At 31.2% G+C, this 18,213-nt stretch carries 14 protein-coding genes; 9 read left to right on the top strand and 5 right to left on the bottom strand.

Features of this window, described 5'->3' with window-relative positions; all coding sequences use genetic code 11:
- Positions 1–8 precede the first annotated feature (8 nt).
- The 6 genes from K8354_RS10015 (at position 9) to K8354_RS10040 (ending at position 8,023) form a co-directional block, all read left to right on the top strand.
- On the top strand, positions 9–1,538 hold the full coding sequence (locus tag K8354_RS10015; protein ID WP_223439295.1) for a hypothetical protein: 1,530 nt from the start codon (positions 9–11) through the stop codon (positions 1,536–1,538).
- Positions 1,539–1,579: 41 nt separating this feature from the next.
- A complete protein-coding gene (locus tag K8354_RS10020; protein WP_223439297.1) occupies positions 1,580–3,214 on the top strand; it encodes a beta-N-acetylhexosaminidase in 1,635 nt (544 codons plus the stop codon).
- Positions 3,215–3,217: 3 nt separating this feature from the next.
- Entirely contained in the window at positions 3,218–4,303 is a 1,086-nt protein-coding gene (locus tag K8354_RS10025) for a mevalonate kinase family protein (protein WP_223439299.1), read from the top strand.
- Positions 4,304–4,305: 2 nt separating this feature from the next.
- Complete coding sequence (locus tag K8354_RS10030) at positions 4,306–5,190, top strand: sugar phosphate nucleotidyltransferase (protein ID WP_223439300.1); 885 nt, start codon at positions 4,306–4,308, stop codon at positions 5,188–5,190.
- 50 nt (positions 5,191–5,240) lie between these two features.
- A complete protein-coding gene (locus K8354_RS10035) occupies positions 5,241–7,052 on the top strand; it encodes a sodium:solute symporter family protein (protein WP_223439301.1) in 1,812 nt (603 codons plus the stop codon).
- Positions 7,053–7,717: 665 nt separating this feature from the next.
- Positions 7,718–8,023, top strand: a complete 306-nt coding sequence (locus tag K8354_RS10040; protein WP_223439302.1) for a DUF6122 family protein — start codon at positions 7,718–7,720, stop codon at positions 8,021–8,023.
- Here K8354_RS10040 and K8354_RS10045 read toward each other — a convergent pair.
- The 5 genes from K8354_RS10045 to K8354_RS10065 form a co-directional block, all read right to left on the bottom strand.
- Positions 8,004–9,500 (bottom strand): lipopolysaccharide biosynthesis protein, encoded by a 1,497-nt coding sequence (locus K8354_RS10045; RefSeq protein ID WP_223439304.1) that lies wholly within the window; start codon positions 9,498–9,500, stop codon positions 8,004–8,006. The genes K8354_RS10040 and K8354_RS10045 overlap by 20 nt on opposite strands.
- Position 9,501: 1 nt before the next feature.
- Entirely contained in the window at positions 9,502–10,767 is a 1,266-nt protein-coding gene (locus tag K8354_RS10050) for a glycosyltransferase family 4 protein (protein ID WP_223439306.1), read from the bottom strand.
- Positions 10,764–11,954 (bottom strand): glycosyltransferase family 4 protein, encoded by a 1,191-nt coding sequence (locus tag K8354_RS10055; protein WP_223439308.1) that lies wholly within the window; start codon positions 11,952–11,954, stop codon positions 10,764–10,766. The genes K8354_RS10050 and K8354_RS10055 overlap by 4 nt, the downstream gene beginning before the upstream one ends.
- Positions 11,951–14,398, bottom strand: a complete 2,448-nt coding sequence (locus K8354_RS10060; protein WP_223447659.1) for a YfhO family protein — start codon at positions 14,396–14,398, stop codon at positions 11,951–11,953. Before K8354_RS10060 ends, K8354_RS10055 begins: the two co-directional genes overlap by 4 nt.
- A gap of 68 nt (positions 14,399–14,466) precedes the next feature.
- Positions 14,467–14,721 (bottom strand): DUF4834 family protein, encoded by a 255-nt coding sequence (locus tag K8354_RS10065; RefSeq protein ID WP_223439310.1) that lies wholly within the window; start codon positions 14,719–14,721, stop codon positions 14,467–14,469.
- A 173-nt stretch (positions 14,722–14,894) separates the two neighbouring features.
- On the opposite strand from K8354_RS10065, the gene K8354_RS10070 reads away from it, so the two are divergent.
- From K8354_RS10070 to K8354_RS10080, 3 genes are all read left to right on the top strand, one after another.
- Positions 14,895–16,067, top strand: coding sequence for a transporter (locus K8354_RS10070; protein ID WP_223439312.1), 1,173 nt, complete (start codon positions 14,895–14,897; stop codon positions 16,065–16,067).
- 29 nt (positions 16,068–16,096) lie between these two features.
- Positions 16,097–17,218, top strand: a complete 1,122-nt coding sequence (locus K8354_RS10075) for a GTP cyclohydrolase (RefSeq protein WP_223439314.1) — start codon at positions 16,097–16,099, stop codon at positions 17,216–17,218.
- A 256-nt stretch (positions 17,219–17,474) separates the two neighbouring features.
- The gene (locus tag K8354_RS10080) at positions 17,475–18,182 is read left to right on the top strand and encodes a 16S rRNA (uracil(1498)-N(3))-methyltransferase (RefSeq protein ID WP_223439315.1); all 708 of its coding nucleotides are present in this window, start codon (positions 17,475–17,477) and stop codon (positions 18,180–18,182) included.
- The last annotated feature ends 31 nt before the right edge of the window (positions 18,183–18,213 follow it).

The following is an 18,213-nucleotide window of genomic DNA, read 5'->3' on the forward strand; positions in this document are numbered from 1 at the left end:
TTCATCCTATGAAAAAAAATTTATTTTTACTCGCTATACTATTTTCAGTCCAAATATTAAACGCTCAAAACAACCAAGTTCCTGAAAAGAAAATTCAAAAAGCATTTGCAAAAACAGATTTTCTATCGATTGAAATGCCAGATTTCAATGAAAAAAATATGGGTTTTAGTGGAATTCATTACAACCTTATGTTGAACAATTGGTCTTATGCTGGTTTGGGTATTTATGGATCTATAAGCGGCATCAGAGGAGGATTTTTCACTTTGGGTGTAAATGCCGGAATTAAGAAATATTTTGGTAAAGATTTCTATATCGATACAGGTTTCCATTTTGGCGGCGGAGGTGGCGCAGCGGCTCCAGATGGCGGTGGTGCTTTTATACTGCCTCATTTTAATCTAGGATACGATTTTAAAAATTTCTCTTTAAATTCTGGTTGGAGTTATGTTGATTTTTTTGACGGTGGCCTCATAAAAGGACATCAAATAAATGTAGGATTAGAAATTCCATTAAATTACGATTATGCTGATTATGGTGTTTCAGAAAACGAATATGATTTAGCTGCTTTAAAAAAGTCTGGTTGGAATATCAATTCAAAAAGAACATCACTCATGCTTCATTTTAACAATTTAAAGGTACAAGGTGATGAAACAAATAAGAATGTACAACGCTTAGGCAGAGCAACCATTCGATTGGCTGGTTTTGAATTCGCTAGTTATTTTTCTAAAAACTGGTTTACTTTCATTAAAGTTGATGGCGCTTATGATGGGATAAGAGCAGGGTATATGGATGTGTTTTTAGGCGGTGGCTATCACTTTGCTTTCAACAACAATCGAACAAATCTTCTTGCCAAATTTGGAGCAGGTGCAGGCGGCGGCGGCGGTGTAGAATCTAAGGGTGGTTTTTTAATTTATCCTGACATTTCTATAGAGCAGAGAATATTTAATGACATTTACCTTTCTATTAACAAAGGTTTTGTCATGTCACCAGATGCCACTTTTTACACTTCTTCCTTTGGTGTTGGTTTAAAATATTATGTAGAGAGAAACGGCATCATTTCAAAAGAAAAAAGTTTTAAATCCGGTAAATTTAAAGGTTTAGAGGTTATTACAAAACACGATATCTATGTAAAAGCAAAACGAGATGCAAATCCTTCAGAAGATATGCATCAGATATCACTTCAGATTAATTTAGATTTAAATAAAAATGTTTTTTTAGCAGGTCAAACTTCATTTGCTAATTTTGGAGGTGCAGGTGCGTATGCAGAAGGTATTGTTGGTTTGGGCACTAGGTCAAATGCTTTATTAAATGGTAAATTCTCACTTTTTGCACAAATATTAGGCGGTGCTGCTGGAGGTGGCGGCATTAGTACAGGGCAAGGTTTTATTATAAAACCAAGTACTGGCCTCAACTATAAACTAAATAAAAAGGTAAGTTTTAGAACTTCCGGTGGTTATGTAAAGGCTATGGGAGGAAATTTAAGTAGTGTGTTTGTAAACTTTGGAATAAAATATCATTTGTCATTTTTAAAAATGAAATGATAAAAAAGCTTATTTTTAAAGAATATAAATTCTCATGAAAAATGAAAGTCAAGTTTCTCCTATTTATTAGTTCGTTATTTATTTTAAACTCTCAGACCATCAAATCTCAAGGAATCTATATTACTCCTCGTCCTCAAGAAATAACTACAGGATATAATGCCTTGAAAATTAGCTCAGAAACGCAGATTATTTTTGATAACGAAAGCGAAAATAGTGCCCAGAAATTAACAGCGTATTTTAAAAAGGATTTTGATATAACTTTAAAAACGACCAATTATCAAGGTTTAAAAAAGAATTTTATCGCTTTTCAAGCGGATGAAAGCCTGTCTGATGAAGGTTATGAACTAAGCGTTTCTAAAGATAATATTATAATTTGTGCTAAAAATGATGCGGGTTGGTTCTATGCAATACAAACCTTAAAACAAATTTGTTCGTTTAGTTCTTATTATTCAAAATACGAAAAATATATCGAGATAAAAGAAATAAAGATTAAAGATGCTCCTAGATTTAAATGGAGATCTTTTATGTTAGATGAGGCAAGATACTTTAAAGGAATGGAACAGGTTAAAATGTTGTTAGATGAAATGGCATTTTTAAAAATGAATATTTTTCATTGGCATTTGGTTGATGATCAAGGTTGGCGTATTGAAATCAAAAAATATCCTAAACTAACCGAAATTGGTTCTAAAAGAAAAAGTACACAAATTGGTCCTTTGCAATGGGACAGTCCTATACAGTCTGCAGAACCTCATGAAGGTTTTTATACACAAGAGCAAATTAAAGAGATCATAGCCTATGCCAAAGAAAGACATATCACCGTGGTTCCTGAAATAGAAATGCCTGGTCATTCTACTGCTGCAATTGCTTCTTATCCTTGGTTAGGAACCTCAAAAAAAGAAATAGAAGTCCCTATTAAATTTGGTGTTGGTAAAGATGTCTATGATGTAACCGACCCTAGAGTTTATACATTTTTAACGGATGTTTTAGAGGAAGTAATGGCACTTTTCCCATCAAAAATAATTCATATTGGTGGTGATGAAGTAAAGTATAATCAGTGGAAATCGTCACCTTCTGTGAATGCATACATGAAGGAGAAACAATTAAAAACACCTGCTGATTTACAAGTTTATTTTACCAACAAAATCTCTAAATATTTACAAAGCAAGGGAAGAAGAATGATGGGTTGGAATGAAATTATGGGGCACAATCTGCATGCATACCAAGATCAAAAAGACACAAAAACTACTCAAAAATTAGCACAAGAAAGTATTATTCATTTTTGGAAAGGAGATGTACAGTTGGCAACCACCGCTGCTAGTAATGGTTATGAAATTGTAAATTCTCTTCATAATTTTACCTATTTGGATTATCGATATAAAAATTTACCCTTATCAAAAGCATATTCTTTTGACCCTATTCCTGAAAAATTAGATGAAAAATATCATGACAAAGTGATTGGTTTGGGCTGTCAAATGTGGGGAGAATGGATTCCTACAAACGGAGAAATGCATTACAAAGTTTTTCCAAGAATTGCCGCTTATGCAGAAGTTGGTTGGACAGAAAAAGAACATAAGAACTTTAGTTCTTTTAAAGGCGCTCTAAGAAACCTACAGAAAAGATGGACTGCCAAAGGAATCTACTTTGCACCGGATGAATTTGTAGAAAAAAAGAAATAAAATTTGAGAGAAATTACATCCATTGCACCAGGAAGAACCTGCTTGTTTGGCGATCATCAAGACTATTTAGGATTGCCTATTATTGCTTGCGCCATCAATCAACATATCACCTTAAAAGCAATAGAAAATAATACCAATTTCTTTCAAATTGATCTACCAGATATTCATCAAAAAAGAACGATTCCTTTAAATGATGTGGAGGCAACTTTAAAAAAAGGAGATCATTTTATTGCGGCTTTAAAAGTTTTAAAAAAATTAAATTGCATTCCAAATTGTGGCTTTGACATTCACATTACAGGAACCATTCCTATTAATTCAGGTACCTCTAGCTCCTCTGCCTTGGTCGTTGCTTGGGTTCAATTTTTAATAAAAGCCTTCGGACCACAAACCCTACTAACCGCTGAAACTATTTCTCAACTTGCTTTTGAAGCAGAAGTTACCGCGTTTAATGCACCCGGAGGAAAAATGGATCAATACAGCATCGGGTTGGGGAATATTATTTATTTAGAAACCGGCGACTATTTTTCTTATGAAGTTTTAAAAGCTCCTTTATCGGGGCTTATTATGGCTGCATCTGGAGTTCCTAAAGAAACCATCAGCTTGTTAAAAAAGTTAAAAACCAATTCTTGGAAAGCTATCCATGAAGTAAAGAAAAAAATTCCTAATTTTAAAATTGAAGAAGCTAATATTGAAAATTTACAACTATATTTAAATTGTGTTTCTGATGATTTAAGACCTTATTTAGAAGCTGCTATTGGTAATTTTGATGTAACCCAAAAAGCCTTGGTTGAGTTCAGAAAAGAAACTTTGGATATGGTTACCATTGGTCATTTAATGAACCAACATCATCATTATTTAAAAAACCTTTTAAAAATTACGGTCCCTAAAATTGATGCCATGATCGATGCCGCGCTAGATGCAGGTGCTTTAGGTGCAAAAATTGTAGGTTCAGGTGGTGGTGGAAGTATTGCCGTTTTATCACTTAAAAACAAGGAGAAAAAAATTATAAACGCTATTTTAGCCGCAGGTGCAATAGATGCATATACCGTTGCTATAGATACAGGCGCAAGGGTATTTGTAACCGAATAATTATGAACTATAAAATGCATAAAAATCTAATTATTTTAGCTGGCGGACTCTCTTCTAGGATGAAAAAATCCTTGCAATCAGATCATATTAGTGATGAACAAAATAGCCAAGCAAATGATAGAAGTAAGAGCTTAATTAGTGTGGGTAAAGAAAACCGACCTTTAATGGATTATCTTTTATACAACGCAAAAAAGGCAGGTTACCAAAACATCTACATTGTGATTAATGAAAAAGGAGGGTTGTTCAAAGAATATTATGGACAAAAATCTACCAACAATCATTTTAAAGGTCTTAACATTTCCTTTCCTATTCAATACATTCCTAAAGATAGGGTAAAACCTTTGGGCACTGCAGACGCTGTTTTTCAGGCAGTGGAACAATTTCCTGAATTAAACTCTCAACAATATACAGTTTGTAATAGTGATAATTTGTATTCGGAAGCCTCTTTAAGAGCGTTAAGAGAAACCAATCATTTAAATGCATTTATCTGTTATGATCGAGATGCTTTAAAATTTTCACTTGAAAAAATTTTTCGTTTTGCAATCATCAGTCTCAATGATAAAAATTATTTAAAAAACATCATTGAAAAACCAGCTATTGAATTTGCAGATAATTATAAGGACAATTTAGGAAAAATTAGAGTGAGTATGAATATTTTTAAATTTGATGGCAGCCTGATGTATCCCTATTTAAAAAATTGCCCAATACATGCAAAAAGAAATGAAAAAGAGTTGCCTACGGCTATTTTAAATTGTGTAAAAGATAATGCACAAGCATTTTTAGGAATTCCGATTTCTGAACATGTACCCGATTTAACCGCAAAAGAAGATATCATCCTCATTAAAGAATATCTTAGAAAACACTATCCAAATACATTAAATTGGTAAGCATTAAATTTCTATATTGCCATCATCCTAACCCATAACCATAAAATTTCATGATCGTTTTAAGTACTTTAGATTATGTTTTAATCATCTCCTTTTTTTTAATCACTTTATTTATCGGAATTTATGTCTCGAAAACATCCGGAAAAGATTCTACTGAATATTTTCTTTCGGGTAGAAATATGCCTTGGTGGTTGTTAGGTGTATCGATGGTAGCGACTACATTTTCTACAGACACGCCCAACTTTGTAACCGATATTGTGCGTAAAGATGGGGTCTCTGCAAACTGGATGTGGTGGGCTTTTTTAATCACCGGTTTATTAACTGTTTTTGTATATGCAAAACTTTGGCGAAAATCGAATGTAAAAACTGATATCGAATTTTATGAACTTCGTTATGGCGGAAAACCTGCACGATTTTTAAGAGGCTTTAGAGCTTTATATTTAGGGTTCCTTTTTAATGTTTTTGCCATGGCTGGTGTAACTTTAGCAGCTATAAAAATTGGGAGTATCATGCTAGGACTTGAACCCTGGGAAACCATCGTTTATGCCGGTACGGTTACCGTAATTTTTAGCGCATTAGGAGGCTTTAAAGGGGTTGTTTATACAGATTTTATTTTATTTTTTACAGCAATGGCGGGTTCTATTGGAGCGGCTTATTATTTGGTAAACTTGCCACAAATTGGTGGTATAGAAGCTTTAATTGCGCATAAAAACGTTGCTGATAAACTATCAATTTTACCAGACTTTAATGACACAGAAGCTCTTATAACGCTATTAATTATACCGTTAACGGTACAATGGTGGAGTTCTTGGTATCCTGGAGCAGAACCTGGTGGCGGCGGTTATATTGCTCAACGAATGTTGGCCGCAAAAGATGAAAATCATGCTATTGGCGCTACTTTTTTCTTTAATATTATGCACTATGCCCTAAGACCTTGGCCATGGATATTGGTCGCATTAGCATCTTTAATTATATTTCCAGATATTGCCAGTATTCAAGAAGCTTTCCCGAATATTACACAAGATAAATTAGGGAATGATTTAGCATATTCTGCCATGTTAACTAAATTACCAAGTGGTTTATTAGGCTTGGTTTTAGCCTCTTTAATAGCGGCTTATATGTCTACCATTTCTACACATTTAAATTGGGGATCTTCTTACATCGTTAATGATTTTTACAAACAGCATATAAAAAAAGAGGCTTCTGAAAAAGAATTGGTTTTGGTTGGTAGAATTTCTACAATTGTCTTAATGCTTTTTAGTGCATTATTTGCCCTATATCTTCAAAATGCAAAACAACTTTTTGATATTATCATTATGTTTGGCGCCGGTACCGGACTTATTTTTATTTTAAGATGGTTTTGGTGGCGGATAAATGCCTGGAGTGAAATTTCTGCCATGATTGTGTCTGGAGTCATTTCTTTAATTTTTTCTTCGGAAACTATTACTCAACTTTTTTTTAGTGAACAAGGTTTTTTTCCTGCTTGGGCAAAACTTCCAATTATTGTATTTAGTACCACTCTTCTCTGGCTTTTGGTAACTTTTATTACCCAACCTGAAAATCAAGAGGTACTCGTTCATTTTTATAAAAAAACGCAACCTGGTGGACCTGGATGGTCGCGTGTCTTAAAACAACTAAATACTGATGACCTAAAGGTTATTGACCTTCATAAAAAATGGAATGTACCTGCAGGTATTGTTGCCATGTTAATCGGTTGTATTTTGATATACGGTTGCCTATTTGCTTCTGGGTATTGGATATACAGAGCCTATAAGCACGCAATTATAGCCTCTATAGTCGTTGTGATCGCTGGTTTCTTTTTAATAAAAGTTTGGCGAAAAATAAAGGCAGATATTTTATAATACTATCTTAAATTTTTCTTTTAAAAATTGTTTTTGTATTACAATCATCTTCAAAAAAGCCTCATCAACAGTAAGCGTTCGGTAACTACATGTATTTTTTGCTTCAATTTTGAGGTAAAAATTTATATGCTATCCAATATCATTTTAGACTTATAATGCCGTAATAAATCGTTTCTCTTTCGCTTACTTTTTATGAAGAAAAATGACCGTAACGAAGGCTGCGCTTATTGTTTTTTAATTTCAATGAACCAAAAAATAATTCAATTTATTTAAACGGCATTATGCATATAAATTCATTGTTGTCCGATAAAAGATAAAAAGACCGCTTTCGCTGTTAGAATCAAGAACAAAGACTTGATTTTAACTAACTGAAAAACAATATTATTACGATTTTAAATTTTTCGATACATCATAAATTCTAAAGCGTTTTTAAAAGTAAGGTGTACTACTTTAAAAGCTCCTGAAAATCAATACTATCAATACTTTAAAACACTTTAGCTAATTTTAATCGGACAACACTAATATAAATTGGTATAATTTATAAACATATGTAAATAGAATTTACATAAATATCATTTAAATTTGAACGATAACTATACAATCCCCCAGCGCTAGAATATTCAATTGTTATTAAAAAGGCTTATTTTTACAATAAGTCTTTTTTTATGATAAAATTTACGATTCATTATTCCCTTCACTTTATAGTTCCTTTATTTTTTTCTTATTTCTTTTTTAGAGAAAAATGGAAAAAGGTTTATATCATTTTTCTATGCTCCATACTCATAGATTTAGACCATTTGTTGGCAACTCCTATTTTTGCCGAAAATAGATGTAGTATTAATTTTCACCCTTTGCATTCTTATATGGCTATGGCTGTATACTTTTTGGGATTGTTTTTTAAAAAGACAAGAATAATCTGCATGGCATTGCTGTTTCACTTACTCACAGACTTTATTGATTGCTACTTGTAAACCTATTATAAAGCAAGGTTATTTCAGCTGAAATATTCAATTTTATCACTAAAAAGAAGTATATAAAAGTAATTATAATACTTTTTAAAATAATATTAATTATTGGATGAACAGGGAATTTAAACATGTAAATATCCTGAATAGGAAAATCCCAAAAATTAAATAATACGTATAAAACCGCTACTATTAAAATCATTAAGAAGGATTTATTTGTAAATGGTGTTATCGAAAATTTACTTTTTACAAAATACAATTTGAATGTATTTGCAACTAAAATTACAATTAAAGAGGCCAAAGCCAAGCCATTTGTACCCAAATCTAACTCATAATAAAAAACTTTATTTAGAAAATAAACTGAAAAAGCCATTCCTAAACTGAGAGGTAATGTAATTTTATAGAATTTCGAATTATTAATAATGGCGCCATTATTTCCTAAGAATCCATTGTATAATTTAAGAATTGAAATCATTAATACGACCAAAGCCCCCCCGGCATATTCTTTAGGAAGCATGCTAAAGAGCTGATTTACATTGGTGTTAATGATTAAAAAGAAAAAGCCACTAATTAATAATAAGTTTATAGAACTCTTCTTGTATAAGATTGCAACTTCTTTATGATTTTCTTCATTTAAAGTTTTAGACGTTAACGGTTGTAAAATATTTAACATGGCTCTACTTGGTGCCTCAATAAAAGAACCAATAAAAACAGCTACAGAATAATAAGCTGCCTTTGCTAAAGATTCTTTACCCGGAATCATAAATTTATCTATATCCAAAATAATTGCTCCGGCACTGCCTGCTAAAATAATATAGAAAGAAAAACGGATTATTTCATTAAAATTTTCTGGTCTTTCTAAAGTAAATTTAGGAAAATATAAACTGAAAGCATAAAACATCATGACTAACATTCTTAAAAAATAAGCACCTGTTAAATAATAGATAAATTCAGCTTTGGTAATAAATTCAAGATAAACTGCAAACAGTAAAATCATTACCACAACTCTGTTCCATAATTCTTTTATGATGTTTCCAAAAACGGTTTGAAATTGCACTTTTGCCCAAGCATAAAAAACTTCAAAATAAGCCGTTGTAAAGGCGACCAAATAAATAACAAAGGTGTACTCTTTTATAATAGGATTTTCTACTGACAAATAATCACTAATTTCTTCGTAAAAAAAAGTCCCTAAAAAACCCATGGGAATTGCAATCAATAATGGCAAAAATAATACAGAGGATAAAAATTTATCTTTCTCTATTTTGGTGAAATAACTAGAGAAAAACTTCACGATAGCATGATGAATTCCGAGAGCAATTAAGGGCATTAATAAATTAGAAGTTGCCAATAAATAGGTAACCAAACCATAATATTCATCTTCTAGAAAACGAGTATATAAAAATAAGGTATTGATACCACCAAAGGCGAAACCCAAATAAATAAATATTGTATTTTTAAAAGATTGCTTTAATACAATTCCCATATTATGTCTGTAAACTTTTAATGATGATGGCCAACTCTTTGGTCAGTTGTTTTCTATGATATTTTTCTATATTTTTAGAATCTACCCCTAAAAAACCTTCTTTATAGCGATGATACATCGCTTCAATGGCTTCTTTAATTTTTAGTTCGTTGTTATAATCGAGCATAAAACCTGTGTTGGTTTGCTCTAAAATTTCCTCTAAATCTTTATTGTCTGGACTTATGGCGAATATAGGACGATTTGTTGTTAAATATTCAAATAATTTACCTGTTAAAATACCGTGAGCATTTTTAATATTCGGAATTAACAATAACAAAACTTGTGCTTTTTGTTGATATTCAATTGCTTTTTTATGAGAAACATACCCAAAAAACGCCGTATTTTCTGATAATTTATGAATTTGGATTTCATTTTTTACTTCATCAGAAATATCCCCAATAAAATTTAATTTTAAATCCTTTTTAAAATCAGCATTTTCTATACATATTTTCTGCAATGCACTAAAAAATAATTTTGGGTTGCTTTGTTTTGGCAACAATCCGATATAAGAAATACTAAATTTTTTATCTAGTGCTATCGCTTTAGAAACCAAAACCTCATTGTCAAAACCATTGGTAATAACCTCTACCCTTTTCGCTTGTTTTTCAAATTCGTTTTTTAAGGAATTACTTACTGTTAAGACACAATCTGCATTTTTTAAAATAGTACTTTCTAACTTTTTATTTCTTGTGATGGCAAATTGAGATTGTTTAAACTCTTTGTTATAATACAAATTAGACCAAGGGTCTCTAAAATCTGCCAACCATTTAACGTTCGTTTTCTGCTGCAATTGATGCGCAATTAAATGCATACTATGAGGTGGACCAGAGCTAATAAGTACATCCACTTTATTTTCTTTTAAAAAATTTTCTAGAAATTTAACAGAAGGCCGTACCCAAAAAATCTTCGGATCAGGAACAAAAAAATTACCTCTAATAAATGATAAAACTCCACTATTGGTACTATTAGAAACATCTTTTTTTTGTTGCTTTTTTTTCTTCCAAAAAAACAAATCGGTGGGTTCCCAAATAGGTTGTTTTAAAATCGTTATTCCTTCAGGTATTTCTTTTCTAAGACTGTCATCTTCTTTTGGGTACCTTGCATCATCAACCGTATACACGATAGGTTCAATGCCAAAATTTTGTAAATATTTAACAAACTTTAACCAACGTTGCACGCCAGAACCGCCTGCAGGAGGCCAATAATATGTAATGATGAGTACTTTCAATTTTGTAAATTATCGTATAAATGTAGTAGTTTTTTAGCCGTTTGCTCCCAAGAAAATTCATTTCTTACAAATTTCATTCCGTTTTCTCCTAGCCAATCTCTCAAAGAAGGATCCCTATATAGCTTTAAAACTTGTTTTGTAAAATCATCCACATTTTTTTCTTGATGTACCAAACCTGAATTTGTTTTTTCCACCAATCTTCTTTGAGCGATGGCATCACTCACTAATAGAGGTTTTCCAAAACTCATATATTGAAAAATCTTGTTTGCATACGCAACGTCATGTTGTAAATTTCTATGCAAAGGAGAAATACAAATAGCACTAGAAAGTATATAAGATTGAAAAAGAGAAACATTTTGCCATCCTTCAAAATCGACAAAACTTTCAATTTTTAACGCTTTAACTTGTTCTTTTAAAATAATATCTGTGGTGTTTTTTCCTACAATTACCAATTTTAAATTCGGTATGTAATCTTTTAATTTTTCTACGGATGAAATTGCAGTTTGCAAACCTCTTCTTATATGCGTATCTCCTAAATATAAAACAACAAACTTATTTTTATATTTTTCAATGATGGATGTATCGACCTTAAAATCTTCAAAAAATGATTTTCTAATGGTATTGGGTACAAGAACAAATTTATCTTTTTCTGAGGGTAGTCTATTTTGAAGAGTTTCTAAAAACTCTGGAGAAACGGATATTACCTTATCTGCTTTTAAAATAAATTCTTCTTCTTTTTCCTTCCATTTTTTAGGCGATATGATATACTTTCCAGGGAATTTTTGAAGATGAGGATATAGCTTCATTACCTCTGGCATATTATCATGCAAATCTAAAACAACTGGTAAATTATATTTTTTATTCGCGTTAAAAACAGCTTGTGCAATTCTAATATCATGAATGTGAATCACTTTAATCTTCGTTTCTTTTATAAATTGATGAATTTTTTTCTGCATCAAAAAGGTGTAAAAAGGAACTGTATAGGCTAAAGCAGATAATTTAAATTCCGGTAAATTAGAAGCGTATCTTTTTACTTGAATTCCGTTTATAATTTCTGATGTTTTCTCATCAGCATATTTTAAACAAAAAAGAAAAACTTCATGACCTGCATTTACCAAAGAAACGGCTTCATTTTCTACTCTAGGATCTGGAGGAAATGCAGCATCTAGAATCATTCCTATTTTCATGCTTGTTTTTTCTTCTTTTTTTCATCATATAAAAACCAGCCCACAGCAACTAATAATAAAAGTATGTAAGAACCTAAAGAAATTAAACCTCCTTTTTGTATCACTTTAGGTTCAAATTTGAATTCAATTGTGTGTTCTCCCGCAGGAATTTTCATGCCTCGTAAAACATAATTTACTCTATAATGAGGAGCTAATTTGCCATCAACATAAGCATTCCAACCATTTTTATAATAAATTTCTGAAAAAACAGCAAACTGCTCTTTTGTTGTTTTAGATTGATAGGTTAACGCTGTAACATCACATTTTAATAAATTGATAGTCGCCATTGAATCTTGTTCAAAATTAAATTCAATATTTTCTAAAAAACTACTTTTATCAATAACCGCTGTAGTTTTTGTTTGTAAAGAATCTAACATTTGCATTTCTTCATTTGCAGAATGTACCACTTTTACATTTTCTACAAACCAAACATTACCATTTATATCCGGATTTTGTTGTACTTGTAATTCACCATTTTTATCAGGCACTAAAAAATATTTGGTATTTAACATGTTTAAAACTTCCATGTTATTCTTTGCAATCTGATAATCGAATAACTCTTGATAACGCCCCATTTTTGCCGCATGATAACCTCCAATAGACTGATGAAAATAAGAAGTAGAACCATCTTGCATAGGATCTTGCGCAAAGTTGGCTACTCTAAAATGTGTTGTATCTTTTAAAATTAACCTATCGGCATTAGTAGCTGTAAATGGTTTTTCTACGCGTCTTGCTGGCTTAAAATCTGTTTCGTTAACATAGTTTTTATTCACTGATATTAAATCGAATAAAACAAAAATTAACAAACCAATAATTGCGAATTGTTGTTTTAATTTATTTTTTAAGAAAAACCATAAAACGCCTGCAGATAACAATACTAAGGCTAATGATCGCAAAGTATCTACTAGTAACATCGATTTTCTGTCGGCAATAACCGCATCTAAAACCCCATTAATAGCATACTCTTTTTCGATATTTAAATAGGTTGCATCTCTGATCCCTTCAAACGTAGAAAAACTATGTGCTAATAAGAAACCTGAAAGAATCAACCCTCCGAAAACCAATACCGTTTTTTTTAAGGATGCGAATTTTTCTTCGGACGTAATTTTAGAAGAGAAAAATTCTTTTAATCCTAAAACGCCTAAAATAGGCACGCACAACTCTGCAATAACTTGTATCGAAGAAACTGCTCTAAATTTATTATACAGCGGAATATAATCTATAAAAAAGTTTGTTAATCCTTCAAAATTACGCCCCCAACTTAATAAGATTGAAAATACTGTTGCGGCAACGAGCCATTGTTTTAGGCGTCCTTTCACAATAAAAATCCCTAAAAAAAATAAAAAGAAAACAACGGCACCTATATAGGCAGGCGCTTCAATAATAGTTTGATCTCCCCAATATGTAAGCGCTTGTTCTGTAAAATAATCGGCTCCTTTTTTACCCAATTTCGTTTCAATTACCTCATATAAATTAGACTGTTGCCCTAATTCTTCAACGGTTCCTCCGCCCATAAAACGCGGAATAAATAAATTAAAAGTTTCTAATTTGGCATAGCTAAATTGTGTTATATATTCTTTACTTAAACCCTTTACAACTTCTTTTGTGCTTCCATCAGGATTAATTGTGAGTTCAGATTTTCCTCGTGTACTAAAATCGGTGTATTCTTTCATGGCCATCAGCCTAGAAGCATTTGCACCAACTCCTAAAACAACGGCAGCTATAATAACTGCTGCTTGCCTTATAAAAATAGGTAAAACCTTTTCTTTAATGGCGTTTATAAGTTCTACAACTCCTAAAATCAACAAACAAAAACCCAAATAATAAGTCATTTGAATATGATTAGTATAAATTTCTAGTGCCATAGCGATACCAGTAACGATAAAACCCAAAACATATTTTTTCTGAAAAACCCATAAAACACCTGCTAAAACTAAAGGCATGTAAGCAATTGCATGGGCTTTTGAATTATGGCCTGGCACGAATATGATAATCAAATAGGTAGAAAACCCAAAAGACAGCGCTCCTAAAATTGCCAATCTCCATTCCACTTTTAATGCCATCATCAATACAAAAAAGCTTAAAAAATAAAGAAATGTATAATCCGCCGGTCTTGGCAAAAATCGAAGTGCTTTATCTAAAATTCTTACAAAATCATACGGGTAATATGCACTTATTTGATAGGCTGGCATGCCACTAAAAGAAGCTCCTGTCCAATAAGGTTCTGTATTTTTATCGGCTCTAAAATCATTAATTTCTTTGACCATGCCTCTAAACTGGGTAATATCTGATTGTGATATTTTTTGCCCTTTTAATACAGGATGAAAATAGATTAACGAGGCTAGTACAAAAACGGCGATTGCAATAGCATAGGGAAATATTTTTTTGAGTTTCAAGTGCTTAATTTAAAATTTGGAATTGTCTTTTTAATCGATAGAAGGTAGCTTTAAAAGTACATTTTTTTTGGATAATGTTAGTCTATTTCTTCAAAATCTACATATTCACCTACAGAGTTTTTAGTCTGCGATTTACTTCTTGGTGCTTTGTCAATAATCGTTTCTCCTTCTTTTACATTGCTTTTTGGTTGTTGCTTACCAAATTGCTCTTCTGCTTTTTTCTGCATCGTATCTGCCACTTTTTTCACTAAAAAAGGCGCTAATAATCTCATTATAAATTTAAAAGCGTAATAGAATAATATAATAAAAAATAAAGTTTTCAATAAACCCATAGAGCATTCATGTTAAAAATCAATCAAAAATAACAATTTGCTAACAATTGTAGCGTTAACAACGCTATAAAACTTTAACAAAGGTAAAAAAGTATGCAATCCTTTTAAAAACAGCATTTTTGTTCTATGTTTGTTTAGCGTATAAATTTTAATTTAAAATTCTTTTTTAAGCGATGAATAACCTGCTATTGAAAACATCTTTTTTCTTATTTTTTTTTACTTTTTCATCTATCTACAGTCAATATACAGAGGTTATCAACTCAAATAAACCAGGTTTTTCAGAGAGTCCGTATAGCGTAGGCACGGGAGTTTATCAATTAGAAAGTAATTTATTTTTTAGAAACACCTCTATAGAACCTACTTTTTCTATACCACAATCTTTTGGTTTAAACCTGTTCTTTAGAACTAGCTTTTTATTAGAAAAGCTAGAAGTAAATGCGCAAATAAGTTTACAGAGAGATCAAATAGCCTTTAAAAATATTTTTAACTCTCAATACACCGAAACAGGTCTTGGTATGGCGACCATTGGTGCAAAGTATTTAATCTTTCAACAAGAATATGAAGACAAAAGTAAAGAAATAAGAAGTTGGAAAAGAAGAAATGCCTTTGATAAAAAAAGATTGATTCCTTCTGTTGCTGTTTATGCTGGTATAAACACCGATTTTGTTAGCGACATCCATAAAACAGGAAGTATTTCTCCAAAAGCTGGGGTACTCTTGCAGCAAAACTTGAGGAATGATTTTAATTTAATTACCAATGTTTTCTATGACAAAATTGGTACAGAATTTTCAGAATTATCATATATAATTACAGGAACCTATAATTTTGACCGTCGATGGTCTGCTTTTTTAGAAAATCAAACTGTGTTTCAAAAAAATCAAAATAACACCAACTTAGGTACTGGTTTGGCTTTTTTATACAATAAAGACCTGCAAATTAATACTTCTATAAGATATTTAATAGAGGGTGAATCCAAAGGTTCTTATCTTGGCCTTGGGGCTTCTTATCGAATTGACAAACACAAAGACCCTTTCAAGGAATTAGACGAAAACGGAGAGGTAATTAAAGACCAACCTATTGCAGCGTATAATAAAAAACAACAAGGTTTTTTCGGCAGAATTCTTAGCGTTTTCAGTAAAAATAAAGACAATAAGAATAGTACAAAAAGACCTAAAAGAGCTAAAAGACCAAAATCTAGTAAGAAAAAAAATGGTTTCTTTAGTTTGTTTGACAAAAAGAAAAAGAAAGACAAAAAGAAAGACAAAAAGAAAAAGCAAAAAACAGAAACAGAAACAGAAACAGAAACAGAAACAGAAACAGAAATTAAAGAACTCAAAACGAAGTAAACAATCCTTAGAAATACTATTTTTGTGGTATGATTAGTATCAAAAAAATTACAACAAAAAAGGAGATGAAACAATTTGTTACATTTCCTTTTTCACTATACAAGAATAATCCTTATTGGGTACCGCCCATTATAAAAGATGAAATTGCCAATTTTAACCCCAAAAAAAACCCTGTATTTGAGAATGCTGATGCTCATTTTTTTTTAGCCTATCAAGACAAAAAAATTGTAGGTAGAGTAATCGCTATTATTAATTGGTATGAAGTTAACAAACAACAAATCAAAAAAATACGTTTTGGCTGGTTTGATGTTATTGATGATATTGAGGTTACAAAAGTATTGCTCGAAAAAGTAAATGAAATTGGACGCGCAAATAATTTAGAATATATAGAAGGGCCAGTTGGTTTTAATAATTTGGATAAAACAGGGGTTTTGATTGATGGATTCGATCATATAGGAACCATGATTACTTGGTACAATCATCCATATTATAAGGAGCATTTAGAACAATTGGGGTTTGTAAAAGAAAAAGAATATTTAGAAAATAAATTTAAATTTAGTAATGTTGATGGTTTTTATTTTAATAGAATAAGCAACATTATAAAAAATAGATATTCTTTAAAGGCTCTCGATTTCACAAAAACAAAAGATATTTTGCCGTATATAGATGAAATGTTTGAAGTTTTTAGTGCAGCGTATTCAAAACTATCAACATTTGTACCTATTTCTGATGCTCAAATTGCTTTTTTTAAGAAGAAATACATCAGTTTTATCAATCCAGAATACATTAAATTTGTGGTTGATAAAGAAAATAAATTAATAGCATTTGCTATTGTAATGCCATCTTTTTCAGAAGCATTGCAAAAATCTAAAGGAAAATTATTTCCTTTTGGTCTTTTCCATTTATTAAAAGCTAGGAAAAAAGCAAAAGATGTAACGTTCTATTTAATTGGTGTACATCCAGAATATCAAAATAAGGGTGTTCATGCTATTATTTTTGATCAATATTATAAAACATTTAAACCTTTAGGAATCGAGAACTGTATTAGAACTCCAGAATTAGAAGATAATGAAGCTATTCAAAAATTGTGGAAAGACTTTGACCCAGTAACACATAAAAGACGAAGAACGTATCGAAAAAGTATTCAGTGAGCAGTGAGCTGTGAGCAGTGAGCAGTGAGCAGTGAGCAGTGAGCAGTAAGCAGTAAGCAGTAAGCAGTAAGCAGTAAGCAGTAAGCAGTAAGTAAAAATAAAAGTTTTGAAATTGTAACAAGTTTTCGATACAAAATTTCTGAAAAAGAAATTTCACTCGAACTGATATATGCGTATTTCTCTTAAATTTTAAACTTTTTAAGCACAACAGTAAGCATCTTGAATCTTAAATTTTAAACCTTGAACCGTTAACACCATGCAACTATTTTATAACGCTGATATTGATTCAAACACCTCTACACTAACTTTTGATAAGATAGAAAGCCGCCATATTGTGCGTGTTTTAAGAAAAAAAGAAAGCGATATTCTACATATTACCAACGGAAAAGGTTTTTTGTTTGATGCAAAAATTATAATTGCCAGTGATAAAAAGTGCCTTGCAGAGATTATTAAGATTCAAGAAAAACCAAAACCTTGGTCTTATTATGTGCACATTGCCATTGCACCCACAAAAAATAACGACAGAATTGAATGGTTTTTAGAAAAAGCTACAGAAATTGGTATTGACGAAATTACACCCATTATTTGCAGTAATTCTGAGCGTAGAATCGTAAAATTAGAACGGTTTGAAAAAATCATTCAATCGGCAATGAAGCAATCTTTAAAATTTACGCTTCCTAAAATTAATGAACCCGTGAAGTTCAATGAATTTATAAATCAAGATTTTGAAGGCACAATTTGTATTGCGCATTGCGAGGAACAACATAAAAATTTGCTACAATCTATTGTAAAACCATTACAAAAAACAACCATTTTAATTGGTCCTGAAGGCGATTTTTCTTTGGATGAAATAAAAAAAGCGTTAAATAAAAAATGTATACCCATTTCTTTAGGAGAAAGTAGATTGCGCACGGAAACTGCGGGCTTAGTTGCTTTAAATACTATTTCTTTTATCAATCAATAAAATCATTTTTACTATATTGCTTAAAATTATC

The organism is Polaribacter litorisediminis (assembly GCF_019968605.1).
Lineage (GTDB): Bacteria > Bacteroidota > Bacteroidia > Flavobacteriales > Flavobacteriaceae > Polaribacter > Polaribacter litorisediminis.

Bases quoted from the DNA above. Each gene is read 5' to 3' on its own strand.
- K8354_RS10070 (WP_223439312.1), top strand. From the start codon at position 14,895: ATGAATAACCTGCTATTGAAAACATCTTTTTTCTTATTTTTTTTTACT.
- K8354_RS10015 (WP_223439295.1), top strand. From the start codon at position 9: ATGAAAAAAAATTTATTTTTACTCGCTATACTATTTTCAGTCCAAATA.
- K8354_RS10075 (WP_223439314.1), top strand. From the start codon at position 16,097: ATGATTAGTATCAAAAAAATTACAACAAAAAAGGAGATGAAACAATTT.
- K8354_RS10040 (WP_223439302.1), top strand. From the start codon at position 7,718: ATGATAAAATTTACGATTCATTATTCCCTTCACTTTATAGTTCCTTTA.
- K8354_RS10055 (WP_223439308.1), bottom strand. From the start codon at position 11,954: ATGAAAATAGGAATGATTCTAGATGCTGCATTTCCTCCAGATCCTAGA.
- K8354_RS10045 (WP_223439304.1), bottom strand. From the start codon at position 9,500: ATGGGAATTGTATTAAAGCAATCTTTTAAAAATACAATATTTATTTAT.
- K8354_RS10065 (WP_223439310.1), bottom strand. From the start codon at position 14,721: ATGGGTTTATTGAAAACTTTATTTTTTATTATATTATTCTATTACGCT.
- K8354_RS10080 (WP_223439315.1), top strand. From the start codon at position 17,475: ATGCAACTATTTTATAACGCTGATATTGATTCAAACACCTCTACACTA.
- K8354_RS10030 (WP_223439300.1), top strand. From the start codon at position 4,306: ATGAACTATAAAATGCATAAAAATCTAATTATTTTAGCTGGCGGACTC.
- K8354_RS10020 (WP_223439297.1), top strand. From the start codon at position 1,580: ATGAAAGTCAAGTTTCTCCTATTTATTAGTTCGTTATTTATTTTAAAC.
- K8354_RS10035 (WP_223439301.1), top strand. From the start codon at position 5,241: ATGATCGTTTTAAGTACTTTAGATTATGTTTTAATCATCTCCTTTTTT.